This is a genomic window from Coprobacillus cateniformis (genome assembly GCF_009767585.1).
Taxonomy (GTDB): Bacteria; Bacillota_I; Bacilli_A; order Erysipelotrichales; family Coprobacillaceae; genus Coprobacillus; species Coprobacillus cateniformis.
The window spans coordinates 1842464-1861005 of the sequence record NZ_WSNW01000001.1 but is presented as its reverse complement, the minus strand read 5'-3'; the positions used below and the strand labels follow the sequence as shown (position 1 = coordinate 1861005).

General features: G+C 31.0%; 21 protein-coding genes. 8 read left to right on the top strand and 13 right to left on the bottom strand.

The window, feature by feature from the left end; all coding sequences use genetic code 11:
* Window positions 1-47: 47 nt before the first annotated feature.
* Together GQF29_RS09270 and GQF29_RS09265 are read right to left on the bottom strand one after the other, a co-directional pair.
* Complete coding sequence (locus tag GQF29_RS09270) at window positions 48-1331, bottom strand: PTS sugar transporter subunit IIC (RefSeq protein ID WP_008790690.1); 1284 nt, start codon at window positions 1329-1331, stop codon at window positions 48-50.
* 16 nt (window positions 1332-1347) lie between these two features.
* Window positions 1348-1959 carry an AAA family ATPase gene (locus tag GQF29_RS09265; protein ID WP_008790691.1) on the bottom strand — a complete coding sequence of 204 codons (612 nt, stop codon included), beginning with the start codon at window positions 1957-1959 and terminating at the stop codon, window positions 1348-1350.
* 53 nt (window positions 1960-2012) lie between these two features.
* Between GQF29_RS09265 and GQF29_RS09260 the strand changes: the two genes are divergently transcribed.
* Window positions 2013-2681 carry a MurR/RpiR family transcriptional regulator gene (locus GQF29_RS09260; protein WP_008790692.1) on the top strand — a complete coding sequence of 223 codons (669 nt, stop codon included), beginning with the start codon at window positions 2013-2015 and terminating at the stop codon, window positions 2679-2681.
* A 194-nt stretch (window positions 2682-2875) separates the two neighbouring features.
* On the opposite strand, the gene GQF29_RS09255 is transcribed toward GQF29_RS09260, so the two are convergent.
* The 3 genes from GQF29_RS09255 to GQF29_RS09245 form a co-directional block, all read right to left on the bottom strand.
* Complete coding sequence (locus GQF29_RS09255; RefSeq protein ID WP_008790693.1) at window positions 2876-4294, bottom strand: NAD(P)/FAD-dependent oxidoreductase; 1419 nt, start codon at window positions 4292-4294, stop codon at window positions 2876-2878.
* 165 nt (window positions 4295-4459) lie between these two features.
* Entirely contained in the window at window positions 4460-5386 is a 927-nt protein-coding gene (locus GQF29_RS09250) for an AEC family transporter (protein WP_160340798.1), read from the bottom strand.
* A gap of 12 nt (window positions 5387-5398) precedes the next feature.
* A complete protein-coding gene (locus GQF29_RS09245; protein WP_008790695.1) occupies window positions 5399-5650 on the bottom strand; it encodes a hypothetical protein in 252 nt (83 codons plus the stop codon).
* Between the two features lie 421 nt (window positions 5651-6071).
* Here GQF29_RS09245 and mgtE point away from each other — a divergent pair, with 421 nt between their 5' ends.
* Window positions 6072-7424 (top strand): magnesium transporter, encoded by a 1353-nt coding sequence (gene mgtE, locus GQF29_RS09240; protein ID WP_008790696.1) that lies wholly within the window; start codon window positions 6072-6074, stop codon window positions 7422-7424.
* A 133-nt stretch (window positions 7425-7557) separates the two neighbouring features.
* On the opposite strand, the gene GQF29_RS09235 is transcribed toward mgtE, so the two are convergent.
* The 7 genes from GQF29_RS09235 to GQF29_RS09205 all read right to left on the bottom strand — a co-directional run bounded on the left by GQF29_RS09235 (window position 7558) and on the right by GQF29_RS09205 (window position 12914).
* Window positions 7558-8766 carry an ATP-grasp domain-containing protein gene (locus GQF29_RS09235; RefSeq protein ID WP_008790697.1) on the bottom strand — a complete coding sequence of 403 codons (1209 nt, stop codon included), beginning with the start codon at window positions 8764-8766 and terminating at the stop codon, window positions 7558-7560.
* Between the two features lies 1 nt (window position 8767).
* A complete protein-coding gene (locus tag GQF29_RS09230) occupies window positions 8768-9523 on the bottom strand; it encodes an esterase family protein (RefSeq protein ID WP_008790698.1) in 756 nt (251 codons plus the stop codon).
* 11 nt (window positions 9524-9534) lie between these two features.
* Window positions 9535-10716, bottom strand: a complete 1182-nt coding sequence (locus GQF29_RS09225; RefSeq protein ID WP_008790699.1) for an ATP-grasp domain-containing protein — start codon at window positions 10714-10716, stop codon at window positions 9535-9537.
* Window positions 10717-10831: 115 nt separating this feature from the next.
* On the bottom strand, window positions 10832-11014 hold the full coding sequence (locus GQF29_RS09220) for a hypothetical protein (RefSeq protein WP_017143980.1): 183 nt from the start codon (window positions 11012-11014) through the stop codon (window positions 10832-10834).
* A 12-nt stretch (window positions 11015-11026) separates the two neighbouring features.
* On the bottom strand, window positions 11027-11461 hold the full coding sequence (locus GQF29_RS09215; protein ID WP_008790700.1) for a DUF2178 domain-containing protein: 435 nt from the start codon (window positions 11459-11461) through the stop codon (window positions 11027-11029).
* A complete protein-coding gene (locus tag GQF29_RS09210; protein WP_008790701.1) occupies window positions 11461-11670 on the bottom strand; it encodes a helix-turn-helix transcriptional regulator in 210 nt (69 codons plus the stop codon). Before GQF29_RS09210 ends, GQF29_RS09215 begins: the two co-directional genes overlap by 1 nt.
* A gap of 83 nt (window positions 11671-11753) precedes the next feature.
* Window positions 11754-12914, bottom strand: a complete 1161-nt coding sequence (locus GQF29_RS09205; RefSeq protein WP_008790702.1) for a GGDEF domain-containing protein — start codon at window positions 12912-12914, stop codon at window positions 11754-11756.
* 144 nt (window positions 12915-13058) lie between these two features.
* On the opposite strand from GQF29_RS09205, the gene GQF29_RS09200 reads away from it, so the two are divergent.
* On the top strand, window positions 13059-14231 hold the full coding sequence (locus tag GQF29_RS09200) for an MFS transporter (RefSeq protein ID WP_017143981.1): 1173 nt from the start codon (window positions 13059-13061) through the stop codon (window positions 14229-14231).
* Between the two features lie 19 nt (window positions 14232-14250).
* Here GQF29_RS09200 and GQF29_RS09195 read toward each other — a convergent pair whose 3' ends face one another.
* Window positions 14251-14394: a hypothetical protein gene (locus GQF29_RS09195; RefSeq protein WP_017143982.1), complete on the bottom strand. Its 144-nt coding sequence runs from the start codon at window positions 14392-14394 to the stop codon at window positions 14251-14253.
* 317 nt (window positions 14395-14711) lie between these two features.
* Between GQF29_RS09195 and GQF29_RS09190 the strand changes: the two genes are divergently transcribed.
* The 5 genes from GQF29_RS09190 to GQF29_RS09170 all read left to right on the top strand — a co-directional run bounded on the left by GQF29_RS09190 (window position 14712) and on the right by GQF29_RS09170 (window position 18400).
* A complete protein-coding gene (locus tag GQF29_RS09190) occupies window positions 14712-15065 on the top strand; it encodes a hypothetical protein (RefSeq protein WP_008790704.1) in 354 nt (117 codons plus the stop codon).
* Between the two features lie 189 nt (window positions 15066-15254).
* On the top strand, window positions 15255-16109 hold the full coding sequence (locus tag GQF29_RS09185) for a leucine-rich repeat domain-containing protein (RefSeq protein WP_017143983.1): 855 nt from the start codon (window positions 15255-15257) through the stop codon (window positions 16107-16109).
* The gene (locus GQF29_RS09180) at window positions 16051-16959 is read left to right on the top strand and encodes a hypothetical protein (RefSeq protein ID WP_008790706.1); all 909 of its coding nucleotides are present in this window, start codon (window positions 16051-16053) and stop codon (window positions 16957-16959) included. Before GQF29_RS09185 ends, GQF29_RS09180 begins: the two co-directional genes overlap by 59 nt.
* A gap of 120 nt (window positions 16960-17079) precedes the next feature.
* The gene (locus GQF29_RS09175; protein WP_054690143.1) at window positions 17080-17826 is read left to right on the top strand and encodes a GNAT family N-acetyltransferase; all 747 of its coding nucleotides are present in this window, start codon (window positions 17080-17082) and stop codon (window positions 17824-17826) included.
* Between the two features lie 46 nt (window positions 17827-17872).
* Entirely contained in the window at window positions 17873-18400 is a 528-nt protein-coding gene (locus GQF29_RS09170) for a GNAT family N-acetyltransferase (protein ID WP_008790708.1), read from the top strand.
* Window positions 18401-18542: the final 142 nt, after the last annotated feature.

Here is an 18542-nt window from a genome sequence, read left to right as displayed (position 1 = left end):
GTTATGATAAAAAAACCAGAAATCAAACTGATTTTCTGGTTTTCTCATTATCCTTCAATTCCTTCTTTTTCTATTAATGATCTTTCATATACTTTAAAGAACGGATAGTATACTGCAACACTGATTGCTAATAAAATAAACATAAATATAATATTTCTAAAATCAAGTGCTGATAGGAAACCTTGCGCAAAGAATGGAGTAAATGATGGGTCAATGATATATCCCATACTAACCAATCCAACTTTTTGTACTATAAAGCCTAATCCAATAGAAATACATGGCATCACTACAAATGGAATTGCTAAAATTGGATTTAAGACAATAGGTCCTCCAAAAATAACAGGTTCATTAATACCACAAATACCTGGAACAACACTTAAACGTCCAATTGATTTTAAATGCTTTACTCTTGAGAAACACATTAATAAAACAAGTCCTAATGTATTTCCTCCACCACCAAGGACAGCATAACGATACATCTGTAAGTTCATAATTTGAGTTGGACCTTTACCAGCATTAACGAGTTCAGCATTAATCCCTGAATTTGTTAATCCCAATACAAAGACAATTGGAAAAATAATAGATGATCCATTAATACCAAATAACCACAAAATATTAGAAAACGCAAAGATTGCCATATAAGCCCAAATATTATCAACGCTTGAAATTGCTGGAGTCAATAAACTCATGATTAATTCTGGCAAAGCTTTTGAAGTTATTGCTATTAAAATTAAATTTAATCCATATAATATAATAATATTTGCTGCTAATGGTAATAATGAATTGACGAAGTTTGTTACAGCAGTAGGCACACTTTCAGGAAAAGTGAAAACAATTTTATGACCTACAATACGACAGATTTCAACCGATAACAAACCAACAATTAAGGCAACAAATAATCCATCAGCACCTAAATATGTCATTGACAATTGCCCATCAGTCACTGGTGCACTAATCATTAAGAATACACACATTGCAATAATACCATTAATTGCTGATTTCATTTTATAACTTTCAGCTAAAGAATAACTGACTCCAAAAGCAGTAACTAATCCAATGAGTCCCATTGTCATCGTATATGGAATTGTAATTGTATTATAGTTTGCAACTGCCCATTGTTTCCATCCAATCATCATTTTCATAAAGATATTGCTTGTATTCAAATCAACAATATCTAAATTAATTGGTGGATTGGCGATAATTAAAAAGATAGATCCCACAACAATTAATGCTAGTGACATCATCATTCCGTTAGAAATTGCTTGTAAATGTCTTTGATTACCGAGTTTGTTTGCTAACGGTGCTAACATTCTTTCTAAACAACTAATCATTTTTGCTCTCCCTTATTTAAAATTGCCATCCATTGAATTTGAATGCAGAATCTACAACATTCTCTGGATCATATTCTTCTAAGATTTTTGCATATCTCTCTTTATAGTCATTATCAACCTCTTTTTGAGGATATACTTTACTAGCTTCATTTAAGAAGTGAAATGAATCTCTTCCCATTGCCTGTCCTCTTTGTGTGTGTTTATCTAATGCATAATCAGGAATTTCTGGAAACTTACCCATTGCAAAAGACTTAATACAGATATTCTTTAATAAGTCACTAGAGCGATCCTTTTCTGATGAACATAAATAACGGATTGCATGAATAAAATACATTGGCTTATCACCATCAGCATAATCAAATTGTTTACTCATCTGATAAAGATTATTCACCATAATTGCAGCCATAGGATTTCCCATACCAATATCTTCAACTGATATTGTTAGAAGTCTCCTCCATAACTTTTCCTCTAATTGAGGTGATGAAATATACATCTCATATGCAAACATACATGCTTGTTCTTCTAAACCTCTTCTTATTGATTTTTGTAATGCTGAAATCACTTCATCTCCAGCATATCCATTTCTTGTTGTAATTTTTGACCATGGGTCATACATAGTTTTAGCCATTCGTCTTGCTCCTTTCTTTTTTCTATGACATAATAATATCAGGAGGTGTCTTTATGAATATTGTCCATTTATCAGAGAAATATGAATTAAATGATCTTGAAAAACAAATTATCATATATATCCAAGAACATATGAAGGAATTGAAGTCAATTGGTATACGTCAAATGGCAAAAGATAACTATACAAGTACATCCACTATTTATAAGTTATGTGATAAATTTGGATTTGACGGATATAGCGATATGATTTATCACCTGACATCTACCAAGGATAATGCTATCGACTTACAATCGAAATATAATGAATACCACGAACAATTCTCTTACATAATTCATGACAAATCTAAACGAATTATTGTCTTTGGATTAGGTTTCTCTGCACCTATTGCTGAATACATGCAACAACGTTTAACTTTACTTGGTTATCAAGCCTTATGTGTTGTCCATATGGAAATGTTCAGTCAATGGTTTAATGATGATACAATTCTAATTGTTATTTCTTATTCAGGAAAAACACCACGTCTCAATGAGATTGTTGAAACTGCTGCTTCAAATCATGTTCCAATTATCAGTTTCCTAGGCAATCAGGATTCTTCTATTTTTAAATATTCGACATTACCATTAATTATAGGAAATTATGATTCATTTTCTCATGATTTAAATCAAGCAAATACATTTTTTGGTGAAACAATCATTGCTTTTGAGACTCTTGTATTCAATTAATATCACAATGCCATTATACAAACATCGACATACTATGATAAGAGATGAGGGTAATAAAAAAACATGTTATGAAACTTATAACATGTTTTTTAGCATTATATACAAATTAACCAAGAATAATATTGAATTGTAAACACTATTTCTATATCAATTATGTTAAGAAGAAGAGCAAAAACAAATATGTTTCTTCTTATCTATTTTATTCTTTTCATAATATCTCTGGCAATCAATATTCCATTCGCACCAGCTTGTGCAAGCCCTCTTGTTAAACCTGCACCATCTCCACCAACATACAAGCCATCAATTTCACTTTCAAAGCCTTCCCTTACTTTTGGTCTTGCTGAATAAAATTTAGCTTCAACACCATAAAGCAGTGTATGTTCATTTGCAATTCCAGGTGTAACATGATCTAAAGCTTCAATCATTTCAATAATTGATTTCATAGTATTATATGGTAAAACGAGTCCTAAATCACCAGGCACAGCTTCTGGAAGTGTTGGTACTGTGTATCCTTCTTTTAAACGTTTCTCAGTCGTACGTCTCCCTCTTTTAATATCACCATATCTTTGCACAATAATACTTCCATGAGATAGCATATTTGCTAATCTTGCTACTTCATGTGCAAATTCATTGGGTTCATTAAATGGTTCACTGAATACATGGGAAACCAACAATGCAAAATTTGTATTAGGACTTCCCAATTTAGGATCATGATAAGCATGTCCGTTTGCTAACATTGTTCCTGAATGATTTTCAACAACAACATGTCCACTTGGATTTGAACAGAAAGTACGCACTTTTGTACCAACTGATGCATTATAAACAAATTTACCTTCATATAAGTTTTTATTAATTTCATCCATAACAATATTATTTGTTTCTACACGAACACCAATATCAACTTGGTTATTATATAACTCCAGCCCTTGGTTTTTCAAAACTTTTGATAACCATGTTGAACCATCTCTACCTGGTGCTAATACAATATAAGATGCAGTAATTTCTTCACCATTTTCTAAAACAATACCTTTGGCACGATTATTTTCTACAATAATATCCTTCACAGCAGTTTTATAAGCTGTATCTATATGTTCTTTTAATTCATTTGACATTTCAGTCATAATTCTTAAATTCTCTTCTGTTCCAAGATGTCTGACTTTTGCACGAAGAAGCTTTAATCCTACTGCATAACCTCTTCTTTCAATATCCTTAATTTTATCAGTTGTTGGATCAGTAATGTCATGAGTTGCCCCATGTTTTAAATACAATTCATCAACATAATGAATAACATTTTCAACTTCCTGATTATCTAAATAGTCAGTCAGCCAACCACCAAATTCACTTGTAATATTAAATTTTCCATCAGAATAAGCCCCCGCTCCACCAAATCCTGAAGTAATTGAACATGCTGGTAAACACCCAGGCTCATGTTCTTTGATTTGTGGACAGCTCTTGATTTTCTTATCTTTGATTGGACAATGGCGATACATAACATCATGACCTTTATCAATCAAAAGAACTTTTAATTCTGGATTCTTTAAATACAATTCATAACTTGTCATAATTCCTGCTGGTCCAGCACCAACAATGATAACATCATAATTTTTTTGCATAAAAAAACGCCTCATTTCTGGGCATAAAATGAATTATCCTCAATTATTATATCCATATTTTCAATAAATTGTCAACGAAAACAAGTTTTGAGTTTTGATAACTTGTTTTTATCTATGAAATAATAACTTCAAACATTCCTTTCAATGAAAAACAGCATTGACTTATCACACAAGAAATAAAGCAACTATCAATGGTATAGTCACAACTGACAATAAAGTCGTCATAAAAACTGTTTTAGCAGCAAGAGAAATATCTCCATCATATTCTGTAGCAAACAAAACTGCACTATTAGCAACTGGCATAGATATCATAATTAAAGCAATTCCCAAAATAAGTGGATCTCCAACAACCAATTTTAAAAGAGGATAAGCAATAACTGGAACAATAATTTGTTTAATCATTGTATAAGGATATATCTTAAATTCAGTAAACACTTCCTTAATTGGAATTGTAGCAAGTGTTGACCCAATTAATAGCATTGCCATTGGGGTTGTAATATCTCCAATCATTGTAATTGTTGAAGATAAAACATCAGGTAACTTTATGCCTGTAAAATAAATGAATAAGGCAACCAGTGAAGCTATAACACCAGGAGACAATAAGTTCTTAGGATTCAATTTCACTTTATGGCCTGTCCCATAATTCATAATCACAACGCCTACTGTAAAAATAAATAAATTAAAAATCATATTGAAGATAGCTGTAAAAAACACTGCTTCATAACCAAATATCGCTTTCATAACTGGAAATCCCATAAAACCAATATTTGAAAAAACTGTCATAAAGATATAGAGTCCCTGTTGTGGCAAAGGAATTCTTAAAACTTTAACAATGAAAAAGCCCAAAATAGGCATAATGAAATAAATAGCAAAGCCTAATATAAAAACAAAAAATATATCACTTAACCCTTGAGTAACAGTTGTAGATAAAACAGATGACACAATCATAGCCGGTGTTGTCACTGTTAATAATATTGATGTTAACTTCTTATTCAAATCAACATCAAATAATTTCATTTTAAATAAAAAATATCCTAACGCTATAACCAAAAATAACTGAATCATCTGCATTAATATAACTTGAATATCCACAACTTATTCCCCCTAACCTTTTAAACCATTAGCCTGTCTTTCCATATTTTCCACGACAACATCATAGATCTCTCCAAGTGTTGCTGCATATTCCAGAATTAGCCAAGGTTCATTAGTATGATAATGAATTTTAATTAATTCCTCATCACCAACTGCTAATAAGCAATCTCCTTTAAAATGATTAGTTATATAATCATTAATCTGATCTTCATTTAGATTCTGTCCTTCAATCAATAATTGTGTATCAAATTTAAATTCTACCATGTCTTTCTCCTTTCAAAAGAAAATGTATTCACTGACTTCTTATACTAAAATAAACACATCCCTTATATTTACTCCCATTATAATATTCTACCTTAAAAGTTAGTTATTTTTTCAAAAACTGAAACAGTTTTACATTTTCTTTCTATATGGATGACTTATTTGATATACACGACAAAATTTATATCACATATATTATATTATGATAATCAATGGTAACACTTCATAGAGATAGATATTTTTATTCTCAAAATTATCTTAAACTTATACAAAATCTAACAGATTTTTACTTGACTTTACACTACATTTTCATCATACTTTGAATAGAAAAAGAAAGGATGTGGGATTATGGATGAAGGCAAACCGAAACCGAGTAGTTATGATCTCACAATGATGAGACCAACATAAAGAATGGAGGTCAAATATGGAAAACAAAACACAGATTCAATTAGAAAAATTATTACAAGCATTGGTTAAGCATGATACTCAACAGATTGATGATATCTATGAACATGTTCAAACCATTGACTTAGCAAAAGAGATTGAAGATCTTGAAGACAATCAATTAGAATATCTATGTAATCATATTGATGATGAAAAATTAGCTGAGATTCTTGAAGAATCAGATGAAGATTTACAAGTTGATATTATTGATTGCTTAAATAATAAACGTATATTAGATTTATTTAATCTTATTCCAAAGGATACAATTGTTGATATCTTAGGGGAACTCCCTATGGGAAAAAGAAAACAACTTATTAATTTAATGAAAGCTGGAGATAAAAAAGTTATTGAACAATTACTAGGCTATGAAGAAGATAGTGCTGGTGGTTTAATGACTACTGAATATATTGCTCTCTCTCAAAATCTTACAATGATTAATGCATTGAAGAAGATTAAGGAGATTGGTCCAAAGACAGAAGTTATTGAGACTATATTTGTTCTCAATGATAAAAAGCAATTAATTGGAACAGCTGATTTAAGAGATATATTGGTTGCTAATGATAATGTAACATTAGGCTCTATTATGGATGATCAAGTTATTTCTGTTGCTCCTGAAACAGATCAGGAAGATGTTTCTTTACTCGTTTCTAAATATGACTTAACAACGATTCCTGTTGTTAATAAAAATAATGGATTGCTTGGAATTATTACTGTTGATGATATCATTGATGTTATTCAAGAAGAGCATACTGAAGATATGTTACAAATGCATGGGGTTAATAAAGAAGAATCTTTGGATTCAACTTTATTAGAATCTATCAAGATGCGTTTACCTTGGTTGATTGTGAATCTTGTTACTGCGTTTTTAGCATCTTTTACAGTTAAAATGTTTGAAAGTACTATTGAACAAATTGTTGCTTTATCAGCAACAATGACGATTGTAACTGGAATGGGTGGAAATGCTGGAAGTCAGACACTTTCTATTATGATTCGAAGTATTGCTTTAGGAGAAGTTCATTTTAAAGATTGCTTTCCAGCTTTTATAAAGGAGATATTTCTTGGTATAATTAATGGATTAGTGACAGGTGCAGTGACAGGTGTTATTGTTTATGTTTTATATGGTAATTTTTATTTAGGTATTATTATTTGTATTGCTATGATTGGAAATCTTGTAGTTTCTGGTTTTTTTGGATTTGTTATACCTGTTGCATTAAAAGCTTTACATGCTGACCCAGCATTGGCTTCGTCTATTTTTTTAACAACTGCAACTGATGTCTTAGGATTCTTCATTTTTCTAAGCCTTGCCAATTTATTTTTACCATATTTAATTTAAAACAACATTTTATAAAAAGGAAGTAGATACTATTTATTTTTAATAGTTTCTATCTTCCTTTTTACTATCTTGTATTTTTCATATCAATAACATATTGTTTATGAAAAGTTTAAATACAGTTAAATATGAGATTCTACATCCACTCAGTTCCATCCTCACGTTTTAAAATATAACGAATCATTTTAAATAGTTCTTCTTGTGTTCGAGATTTTACAATAAATACATAGTTTCCCATAGCTGCTGCCAATACTTCAGGAACATCAGTTTCTAAAGCAATATTTTGACCATAGATTTCACGAATTTGATCATAGTTGTGTGCATAACCAAAACCTTCTCTACGACCAGTATATGCAACCCAATATTCTCTCTTTATATCATAAAAACATTGGTTGTATTTGACCATATCAGCCCAAATTGTATAAACATCAACATTATACGCAAAGTTCATCATATCAGGCATATATGCTCCTGGAGCACGCATATTGACTTCTAACCCAACTATGTCTCCTTTTTTACCAAGACCATCACGATCTTCATCTAGTCTAAAAAATTCAAAATGGAAAAAACGACTTCTTGTATCAAATGCTTCAACTGCCTTTTTTCCTACTTCATATAAATCTAATCCTTCTATGGGTTGTGAATAAAAAGCTGTATCACTTGCTTCATTGACATTATCCATAATAGAATTAAGCATCACATGACTTGTTGCTATCAAAATATTTTTATCTTTATCAGTAATACCATCAAATGTTTCAACATGACCAGGCACCATTTCTTCAATAATAAATGATATATATGGTTGTTTTGTCGCAAAGAAATAATCTAATTCATCATCACTTTTAAGTTTATAAGTAGAACTCGCTCCCACCCCATTATCAGGTTTAACAATAACTGGATAGCCAACTTTATTGGCAAAAGCTTTTGTAGCTTGATAATCATCTACCATTCTAAATCTGGCTGTTGGAATTCCAACCTGCCTATAAACATCTTTCATTTTTGATTTATATTTCATTGGTACCATATTTTGAATTTTTGTTCCAGTTGTGACATTAAAATCATTACGTAAAGTTGCTTCTAATTCAAGCCAATATTCATTTTGAGATTCAATCCAGTCAAGTTTTCCATAATGCCAAGTAAAATATGCACAAGCACGATAAACCTCTTCATAATCCTCTAAACTATTAACTTTATAGTATTCAGTCAAGGCAATCTTAGTATAAAATGGCAAACTCTCATAACTTGCATCACCAATCCCTAAGACATTCACACCTCGTGCTTTTAATCGATCACAAAAATTATAAAAATAAAGAGGGAAATGTGGTGATATAAAAATAAGATTCATACTACACCACCCTTTCTACAAAGTATGGAAATTGGATTCTCCACCATGGCCAATCATGATCCACATCATAACCCCAAAAATCTACCCATGCTGGAATATCTTTATATTCAAATAACTCTTTCATTCTTGCCGTACTTCTTATCATATCATCTTCCCAGGCTCCCTGACCAGTACATAAAACAATATGACTGTGACGATACATTTCTACATAAGGATGATCATAATTCATGCCATGAAGATATTGGATTGGAGAATTACGATAGAGAATTTCATCATGATAATTATCAAAGAATAAATCACTATCATAATATCCACTTAATGCAATTGTTCCAATAAATATATCAGGTTTTCTTAACATAAAATTCAAAGCATGTGAAGCTCCCATTGAACATCCAGTTGTATAAATACCTCTTGCATAACTTTCACCATTTCCATAATAATTGATTTCAAAAATTCTAGGTACCAATTCATTAACGATATAATAAAACCATTGCTCATGTATATAAGTTCTATGGCGATTATCTGCTCCTTTAGCTGACCATGACTCTTGATCAATGCTATCACAACAGAATAATTGAATTCTTCCTTGATCAATTAAATGTTCTATTGTTGCAATCATTCCATTATTTTCAAAATCAAAATAACGTCCATCTTGCGACGGAAAAACTAGCATGGGTTGTCCAGCATGACCATAAACCATAAACTCCATATCTCTATTTAAACATTCACTATATTCTTTAAACCATTCTTTTTTCATATTGATTCCTCCTACTCTAGAACATATTCAACAAAAGCATTGACTTCATCCATCGTTGCAAACCTTGCTGTATATGTAAAATTCCCCATCGCACCACTTAAAATATCTGGCATTCTTTCAGCTGTAACCAAATCAAATTGATATTTATTCATAATTTGATTATGACTGTGAGTATAACTCAACAGATCTCGCCTTCCACAATATACACAATAATATGGTCTTTCATGATTATATTCACTAAAGCCTTTCGTAACCATGTCAGCATAGATATCATAAACATCAATATTATTTGCAAAATTCATCATATCTGGTGTATATCCTCCTGGCGTTCTTAAATTAACTTCCAATCCAATGAGATCACCTTTTTTGCCTAATCCTTGCTTATCTTCTAATAATCTAAAGAACTCCATATGAAAACATCTTCCAGCTGTATAAAATGCTTTCACACATGCCTGACCAGCCATCTTTAAATCATATGGAATATCTCTTAAAGAATAGTAATACATACTACTTGCATTATTCACAACATCCATAATTGGATTTGGAAAAACATGAGATGTTTCAAAAAGAATATCCTTATTTAAATTTGCAATACCATCATAAGAAATAATTAATCCATTAACATACTCCTCCATAATATATTGTGTGATATGTTCTTCCTGATAAAACAATTCCAACTCCTGTTGATTAGTTATTTTGTATGTCTTAGCTGCTCCTACTCCATTATCCGGTTTGACAACTACAGGATATCCAACCTCTTTAATAAATTTTAAACCATCCTGTAAATCACTAACCAAATGATATCTAGCTGTTTTGACTCCTGCTTTCTGATAAAATGCTTTCATCTTTGATTTGCATTTTATATCATCAATATGATTTGTATGAATTCCAGTTGTTATATTAAAATCAGTTCTTAATCTTGCATCTTGTTCTAACCAATACTCATTATTAGATTCTAACCAATCGATATGGCCATAATGAAATACAAAATAACCCATAGCTTTTACCATTGCTTGATAGTCTTCCATAGAATAAACTTGATAATAATCATCTATAGCATTTCTTAAATCTTCTGTTAAATCTCCATATGGGGTATCTCCAATAGCTAAAACTGTCACACCCTTTTTCTTTAAACGATCACAAAAATGAAAGAAATTTTTTGGAAAACTTGGTGATATATAAACAAAATTCACAATAACTCCCCCTTTGCTTTCTCTTATTATATCATATATATTTATATTATAAGTCATTTTTCAGTGTTATTTTTTCTAAATATGAAACAAAAAAGATAATTATTTCTAATTATCCTTAATTCTTTGATTGACTTTTTGTTTTAAACAAACCATACATCATCAATATAACTGATATAACCAAACTTATAAATCTTATTTCATGCGTTATCCAATGTGCATCATAAAGAAAATATGTTGCTGTACTCAACAGCATCCCAATAGAAATATAATAATTTGGTTTACACCCTCTTTTACACATATTTATTCCTCCTCAGTATTTTTTAGAATAATAAATTTTGAAAGCAATTGTAATAAGAAGAATACTATAAATAACACATAACAATGTAAAAGCAATCAATTGATTGAAATAAATTATAACACAAGTTACCATTAATAAAGTGATAACAACTGTTATAAGTGTAGATTGACTTGTCTTTTGCTTAATCATCTTTTTTCTTTCATCATGTTCAGAAATTTCAAGTTTCTTTAATTCATTATCATCTTTAAGTATGCGTGAATACTTATAAACACCTATACATCCTAACAATGACAATCCAATAAGAAGTCCTATTTGAAAACTAGTAGCTATATCTAATTGAGGATCAATAGGAATAATATTTAAAACAATATCTAATATAACTGCCAAAAGTATTAGACATTTTAATATAAAATTTCTTCTTTGAATAACTCTTTTAAAATCTTCCATTAAATCATTCCCTCCATATCTGAAAAATCGAATACTTCTTCTATACTTAAATGAAAATATTTTGCTATCTTATAAGCCAAAACTAAAGATGCTATATATTTTTCTTTTTCTAGTGATATAATTGTTTGTCTTGTTACACCTACTGCTAAAGCCAATTCATCTTGCGAGACTTTATTTATTTTTCTTAACTCTTTTATTTTGGTTTTCACACTATCACTCCTTATAAATAGTATAGTACACTTTACATTAAATGTAAAGTTCATTTTACATTTAATTATAAAAAAAGGAGAGATTAATCATCTTCTCTCATATATTTCTCTTTTTTATGTTTATACATGATTTCATCAGCACGTTTCAATACGTCATAAAAATCACTATCTTTACTCTCATCATAAATAGCAAAACCAATTGATAAATCTGGATTTTCTAGAAAATCAATAGTACGTTTATGAAACTCATTATAAATACATTCAACCATAGTCTCTACTTTTTGCCTATTTACACAATTCATAATAACAACAAATTCATCACCACCAAGCCGATAGCTGATCCCCAATTTGCCAACTGCCTTCTTGATAGCCTCAGTAGCCAAGCGAATATATTCATCACCATAACTGTGCCCATAATTATCATTTACTTTTTTTAATCTATCTAAGTCTATCATGATAATACTTAAAACTTTATCTTTGATATAGAAATTCATATAATCATATTCTAAAGAAGCTCTATTCTTAAGCCCAGTCAATCCATCAACATTATACAAGTCCTTTCGTCTTGGATTGGAAATGTATCTAAAACACCATCTAAATATGAGAAACGCCAAGATACATACAGTAATAATAATAACAGGTGTAACATTAAGAAGATCATGATATGTATTATATTGTGTTTCAGCATCTATTTCTATACCAACAACACCAACAATTTCCTCCGTATGACCAGGTCCTCCATGAATAGGGTAATATGCTAAAAATATTTTTCCCCAAGATGTATCTAAAATATCATTAGGTAAGACAATTTCACCTTGATAAACTCTAGCAATATCATCAATGATATCTGATTCAATCAGTTCTCCTGGTTTTCTAAAATCCTCTGAATCCAGTGGTAGTCCATCAATTAAATAAATATATTCTCCATCAGCATTTTTCTTAGCAGTATAAAGATAACGAACATTGGCTACTTCTCGCATTTGTAATAATCTATTTTGATATTCTTTATAGATGTCACTATTGAAATCATCCTCAGAATTGATTTGATCAAACAATTCAGAATATAATAATGAATCTACTACATTATAAATAGCATCTGTTCTAGTATGTAAAGTTTCTATAATATTATTATATGTAATTTGATAATTAATATAGAAGATAGATAAACTCGAACAAATAACTAAAATAACACAAATGAAAGATGCTTGAATATCTACTCTCTTAATGGAAGATTTAAATTTCATAAAGCCACTCCTCTCAAATACATTATACAGTGTATTTTTATGATTTGACATAGAAGAATGAAATCTATTATTTTCTATTTATGAAAGATTGAGTCTGTTGAAATATATTTTATGTATAATAAAGATTACGGGAGGATTTTTTATATGAAGGATAAAAATATATTGAAGTTTCAAGTCTTCTATTTTTTATTGATTGGGGCAGTTGGTTGTTTTACTCCTTATATTAATGTTTATTTAGAACAAAGCATTGGATTAAATGGGTCACAAATTGGTCTCATTACTGCTATTTCATTAATACTTGGAGTTTGTGTTATTCCTTTATGGGGAATCATTGGTGATAAAACAAGGAAATATAATTTAATGTTGATGATTTCACTAGCAGCAAGCATTGTTGTCTTATATTTTTACTCTAAACAAACAGTTTATATTGGTGTCATTGTCTTTGCACTTATGTTGGAAGTTGCAAGATTGGGTTCTACACCTATGGCTGACACTATCACGATGAATTATACTGCTAAAATTGGTGGTAACTATGGTTCTATAAGAGGAATGGGCTCTTTAGGATACATGTTAGGAAGTATGGCAGTTGGTTTTCTAGCTGATATGTATGGATTAGATGGACCTCTATTTACATCTTATATACTCTTATTGGGTATTGCCTTATTCATCTGCTTTACCTTTCCAAAAGCAGATCCAAAAGAAGAAGAGAAAGAGAAACCTCAAAAAGGTAACTTTAAAGAACTGCTCACAAATAAAAACTTTATTTTTATCTTAGTTTTAATTATGATTACACAAATTGTTGTAGACAGTTCTGGTGCTTATGCTGGTAACCACTTGATTTCTACTCTTAAAGGAGATAATTCTTTAATCAGTTGGTTAACATTTGTCCAAGTTTTACCTGAATTCTTATTTCTTATGGTTGCCTCACAGATTATAAAAAGACTTGGTTATAAAAAATTTTTTACTATTGCAACAGCCTTAATGGCTATACGTTTATTCGTTTATGCTTTTATTCCTAATTCATATGTCTTTGTTTTAATAAGCATTGTTCACTGTTTAGGTGTTGCATGTTCAACAGTAGCAAGTTTAGCCTATATCAGAGAGGTTGTAAATCCTGCTGTATTTGGCACTGCAATTACATTGTTAAATGCTGCAATGAGTATTGCTAAAGCTATCTATGGTTACATTTTTGGAAGTATTTATCAATATTTTGGATCATATAAAATCTTCTTAATTAGTGCTATAATTGTTGTAATTGCTTTGGTTATTATAGTCACAACAAAACGTTTTGATAATATTAAGAAAAATGAAGTTTAGAAAAGATTGAAATTGAATTTCAATCTTTTTTACTGTTTCTTTTTTTAATAATATCACGCATATCAAATGGTGTATTATCTTTTGGCATTGCATAAACATCTAAGAAAGAACCATCATTAAGTAATCTAATAGAAAATTCAGACTTAACTATCACATCTTTCATATAACTCCAGTATGCATTAATGGTATAGTTTTTTGACTGTCTAATGTCAAAATTTATCTTTAATTACATGCATACAAGAACCCATAACCTCTTTTGAATGTCTTATAATCAACTGCTACATCTATGATTTTTAATATTCCCTTAACAGGAAGTGAACGAGTAAAAAGAATTTGTCAACCCTATTTTATATAAAAAGTGAATCAATTCCATGCAAATTTATGCCAAAATCTGCAATTTGCAGCCAACCTATTGAAATGTTCCTTATTTTTGATATGGTAAGAGTAGGAAAGACCACGCACAGAAAGGAGCGAGTATGTATGGAATTAATTATTTGTGACCATGACATTGTAGAGACTCTTGTGATTGAAAAGTCTGTCATTGACTACTGTAAAGGCAGGAATGTTCAAGTGCTGATACGCTGCTGTACCAACTGGCAGGAACTCACCTGTCTGCTCAAAGAAAAGCCAGCCAATCCCGTCATTGTAGCAAAGGCTGGCGTGGCTGGACTTGATATCATCACAGGACTGAAAGTTTCACTCGGAAGGCTGATATGGTTCTCAGATCTGGACTTTGGGGTACAGGCATATCAACTGGGTATCCCCTACTTCAATATGAAGCCAATTACTCATGAGAAAGTTTATCATGCCCTAAAGATGATTGAAGAAAGTTGATAGAATTTATGACATCTATTCACAATAGCATACCTTAACGGACAGCATAAAAAGTTGAGAAAAATAAAAAAACCAACAATATTTAGCTGATTTTATTGTAGAATGTAAATTTATGAGGTACTTATGATATAATAATAGATATTCGCAAAGGTATATGTTTAGAAACAGGATGAAAAGGAGATGAAGAGAATGAAAAGAATAATGAAGAAAATAGGGATATGTCTATTTACAATAGCAATCCTATTAGGCACAATGCCATTGACCAGTGTCAAGGCAACAGGGCAAAGCACTATTACAACAGATGAAGCTTTGGAGCTTATAGAGAAGGCACTAGATGGAAAGGTAAGCAATGAGATTACAGAACAGGAAATATATGAAATTGTAAAGGAAGCTCTTGAGGGTAAAACCATTACAAAGGGTGGAATAGAATGTGAGCTTCTCGATATAACAATGAGAATTATACAAGAAGCTACATCCATCAGCAGTGGGGAATTGTGGATAAATCTAGACTTTACTTTATTGGGAATATATCAGGTACCCGTTCCTATTCCACAACTGCCAAAGGAAGGAGAAGTTTCGATTAATGTCAAAAACTTCCCAGATTCAGCATTCAGAGAATATGTTAAAACGGAATTTGATAAAAATGGCAATGATGTGCTGTCTGTAGCCGAACTTGAAGCAGCAACTAGAATAAGTATTGGTGGAAATACACAGATAAAAAGTGTAAAAGGAATCGAATATTTCACATCGCTTCTGGAACTAAAATGCTGGAGAACAAGCATAGAAAGTCTTGATTTAACGAGCAATAAGAGACTCAGATTGATCAACTGTGCGGATAATCAAAATCTATTCTCATTAAATATAATGGGGCTTGAAGAATTGGAATACTTGGATTTAAGCTCTACAGGTATTAAAGATTTAAAGGTCAAAAGCAATAAGAGATTACTAGCACTGTACGTGGATAATACAGAGATTGGGCATCTGGATGTCAGCGGTAATTCAGAATTGTGGTTTTTGTATTGTTCAGGTACAAAGATTACATAGTCAAAATAAAGCATTAATGGGGTTAGGTGTTAGTGATACTGATATTAGGGAACTGGATATCAGTGCTAATCTAGCTTTAAGGAATTTAATTTGTAATAATACCCATCTAAATATACTGGATGTAAGTCAGCATAAGAATTTAAATATCCTGAGGTGTGAGAATAGCCCATTAGCTTATCTCAACCTTGGGAATAATGAAAATCTGACTGAATTAAATAAAACAGATTCTACAGTCAATTTGGATGTCGTAGGAAGCAGCTTTAATATAAAGGAAGCATACAAAGGAATCGATCCAAATAACATGACGATGATAAGTGGAGGAGACTTGGATAAGGAAACAGGGATTGTAAGTCACTATCAGGTGGGAACACCTATTGTATATAAGTATGATTGTGGAACATCAGGCAATGGAAAAGAAACGATGCAGGTGACGCTTCATTTAAATGTGAAAAAGGGAGATAGTCTCATTACTCTTAATAAGGAGCTAAGCAAGACATATGATGGTCAGCCAATAGAATTAAATGAAACAGATCTTACAGTCAAAGGCTCATCAAAGCCTATCACAATCCTGTATGAAGAAAAAAGAGAAGACAGCTGGGTGAAATTGAATTCAGCACCAAGAGAAGTGGGAACATATAGGGTGAAGATTAGTGTAGGGGAAGATGAATACTATCATTCAGCAGAGATAGTGAAGGAATTTGAGATTACAGAAGTAGGAACAGCAGTTCCCCATGAAGTACCACCAACAGGAGATATGAATTCTATTGGATTCAATATCGGAATACTGCTGATATCTGCGGGAGCTATAGTTTACAGTATGAAAAGAAATAATAAGAAAAGGAAAGTCTAAAGGATAATAGACTTTCTTTTTTTCATAAAGATTTGTGGTTATAAAGCTTCTATGATACAATCAAAGCAGAAAGCGTTTCATAAAATAGAGTTTGTCTAGTGGGGGGGATAAGGTGAGTTTATGTATAATGAGAAAGCAATTGCGCTATTCCAAAATTGGGAAGAAGCGTTAATCTGGTCTTGTCTGCAAGGGTATATGGGGACACTGATTACGGATGATGAAATGACTCCTGAATCTGCCATTGTAATAAATGGTGATTTCAGTTTTTGTGCTGGAATTCCAAATGAAAATTTATTAAAGTCAATTCCAGTCCGTGACTTTATGCTTATTGCAGCTAATAATGAAGATTGGTATCCAATGATTGAACACACTTTTGGAAAAAAAGCAAAAAAAACATTACGATATGCAATTAAAAAAGAACCTGATATTTTTGATAAAGAATATCTTAAATCAATAGTAGAATCTCTTGATGATGACTATGAAATCAGGCAATTTGACTGTGAAGTTTTTGAACTAGCAAAGAAAGAAAATTGGTCAGTTGATTTATGCTCCCAATTTGAGAATTATCAAGATTATAAAGAGCGTGCACTTGGAGTAGCAATACTTCATAAAGGACAGTTGGTTTCTGGTGCTTCTCCTTATGCCATATATAAGAATGGAATAGAAATCGAGATTGATACAAAACCAGAATACAGAAAAAAAGGTCTGGCTACAGTTTGTGGAGCAAAGCTGATTTTGGAATGCCTTGCAAATAATATCTATCCTAGTTGGGATGCTCACGATTTAAGGTCAGTACATTTGGCAGAAAAGCTAGGCTATCATCTTTCACATTCATATGTAACATATGAATGTGAATTCAGTAAATAATAAGAATTATTCGATTCAACAAATTAGAATTTTAGGAGGTATACAAATGGATAGAGATTTTTTCTTAACTACAAATAGAATAGGATTTTCTGAATGGGAAAAAGATGATATCAAACTGGCAGAATTATTATGGGGAGATCCTGATGTCACAAGATTCATTTGTGCTAGCGGTAAATTCAGTACGAATGATATTAGAACACGATTAGAAAAAGAAATAAAAAATAAATCGATGTATAATATTCAATACTGGCCTATTTTTAAACTTGACTCAAACGAATTGATTGGTTGCTGTGGATTAAAACCATATAGCAAAGGTAAATATGAAATAGGTTTTCATCTGCGTCCAAAGTTTTGGGGACAAGGATATGCAATGGAAGCAGCAAAAACAGTAATAAATTATGCATTTACTGTTTTGAAGGCAGAAGAGTTGTTTGCAGGTCATAATCCTAATAATATAGCATCATCAAAATTATTACTTAAATTAGGTTTCAGTTATATTGGTGATGAATTTTATGAACCAACAGGGCTGTATCATCCATCTTATGAACTGAAGAAAAATACGTTAATGAAGTAGTAATTCAGTTAACCAGTTTGATTGATTCAATGTCATACTGCATTATCTCTTAAAAATTTGAATTAAGATATAAAAAATAGAATAACTTCATATTCTAACTAAAATAAATACAAGTATAAACTTTAATATATATGTGCTAATA

Bases quoted from the DNA above. Each gene is read 5' to 3' on its own strand.
- GQF29_RS09180 (WP_008790706.1), top strand. From the start codon at position 16,051: ATGTCAGCGGTAATTCAGAATTGTGGTTTTTGTATTGTTCAGGTACAA.
- GQF29_RS09230 (WP_008790698.1), bottom strand. From the start codon at position 9,523: ATGAAAAAAGAATGGTTTAAAGAATATAGTGAATGTTTAAATAGAGAT.
- GQF29_RS09235 (WP_008790697.1), bottom strand. From the start codon at position 8,766: ATGAATCTTATTTTTATATCACCACATTTCCCTCTTTATTTTTATAAT.
- GQF29_RS09260 (WP_008790692.1), top strand. From the start codon at position 2,013: ATGAATATTGTCCATTTATCAGAGAAATATGAATTAAATGATCTTGAA.
- mgtE (WP_008790696.1), top strand. From the start codon at position 6,072: ATGGAAAACAAAACACAGATTCAATTAGAAAAATTATTACAAGCATTG.
- GQF29_RS09215 (WP_008790700.1), bottom strand. From the start codon at position 11,461: ATGGAAGATTTTAAAAGAGTTATTCAAAGAAGAAATTTTATATTAAAA.
- GQF29_RS09255 (WP_008790693.1), bottom strand. From the start codon at position 4,294: ATGCAAAAAAATTATGATGTTATCATTGTTGGTGCTGGACCAGCAGGA.
- GQF29_RS09270 (WP_008790690.1), bottom strand. From the start codon at position 1,331: ATGATTAGTTGTTTAGAAAGAATGTTAGCACCGTTAGCAAACAAACTC.
- GQF29_RS09195 (WP_017143982.1), bottom strand. From the start codon at position 14,394: ATGAAAGATGTGATAGTTAAGTCTGAATTTTCTATTAGATTACTTAAT.
- GQF29_RS09190 (WP_008790704.1), top strand. From the start codon at position 14,712: ATGGAATTAATTATTTGTGACCATGACATTGTAGAGACTCTTGTGATT.
- GQF29_RS09245 (WP_008790695.1), bottom strand. From the start codon at position 5,650: ATGGTAGAATTTAAATTTGATACACAATTATTGATTGAAGGACAGAAT.
- GQF29_RS09170 (WP_008790708.1), top strand. From the start codon at position 17,873: ATGGATAGAGATTTTTTCTTAACTACAAATAGAATAGGATTTTCTGAA.
- GQF29_RS09200 (WP_017143981.1), top strand. From the start codon at position 13,059: ATGAAGGATAAAAATATATTGAAGTTTCAAGTCTTCTATTTTTTATTG.
- GQF29_RS09205 (WP_008790702.1), bottom strand. From the start codon at position 12,914: ATGAAATTTAAATCTTCCATTAAGAGAGTAGATATTCAAGCATCTTTC.
- GQF29_RS09175 (WP_054690143.1), top strand. From the start codon at position 17,080: ATGTATAATGAGAAAGCAATTGCGCTATTCCAAAATTGGGAAGAAGCG.
- GQF29_RS09185 (WP_017143983.1), top strand. From the start codon at position 15,255: ATGAAAAGAATAATGAAGAAAATAGGGATATGTCTATTTACAATAGCA.
- GQF29_RS09220 (WP_017143980.1), bottom strand. From the start codon at position 11,014: ATGTGTAAAAGAGGGTGTAAACCAAATTATTATATTTCTATTGGGATG.
- GQF29_RS09265 (WP_008790691.1), bottom strand. From the start codon at position 1,959: ATGGCTAAAACTATGTATGACCCATGGTCAAAAATTACAACAAGAAAT.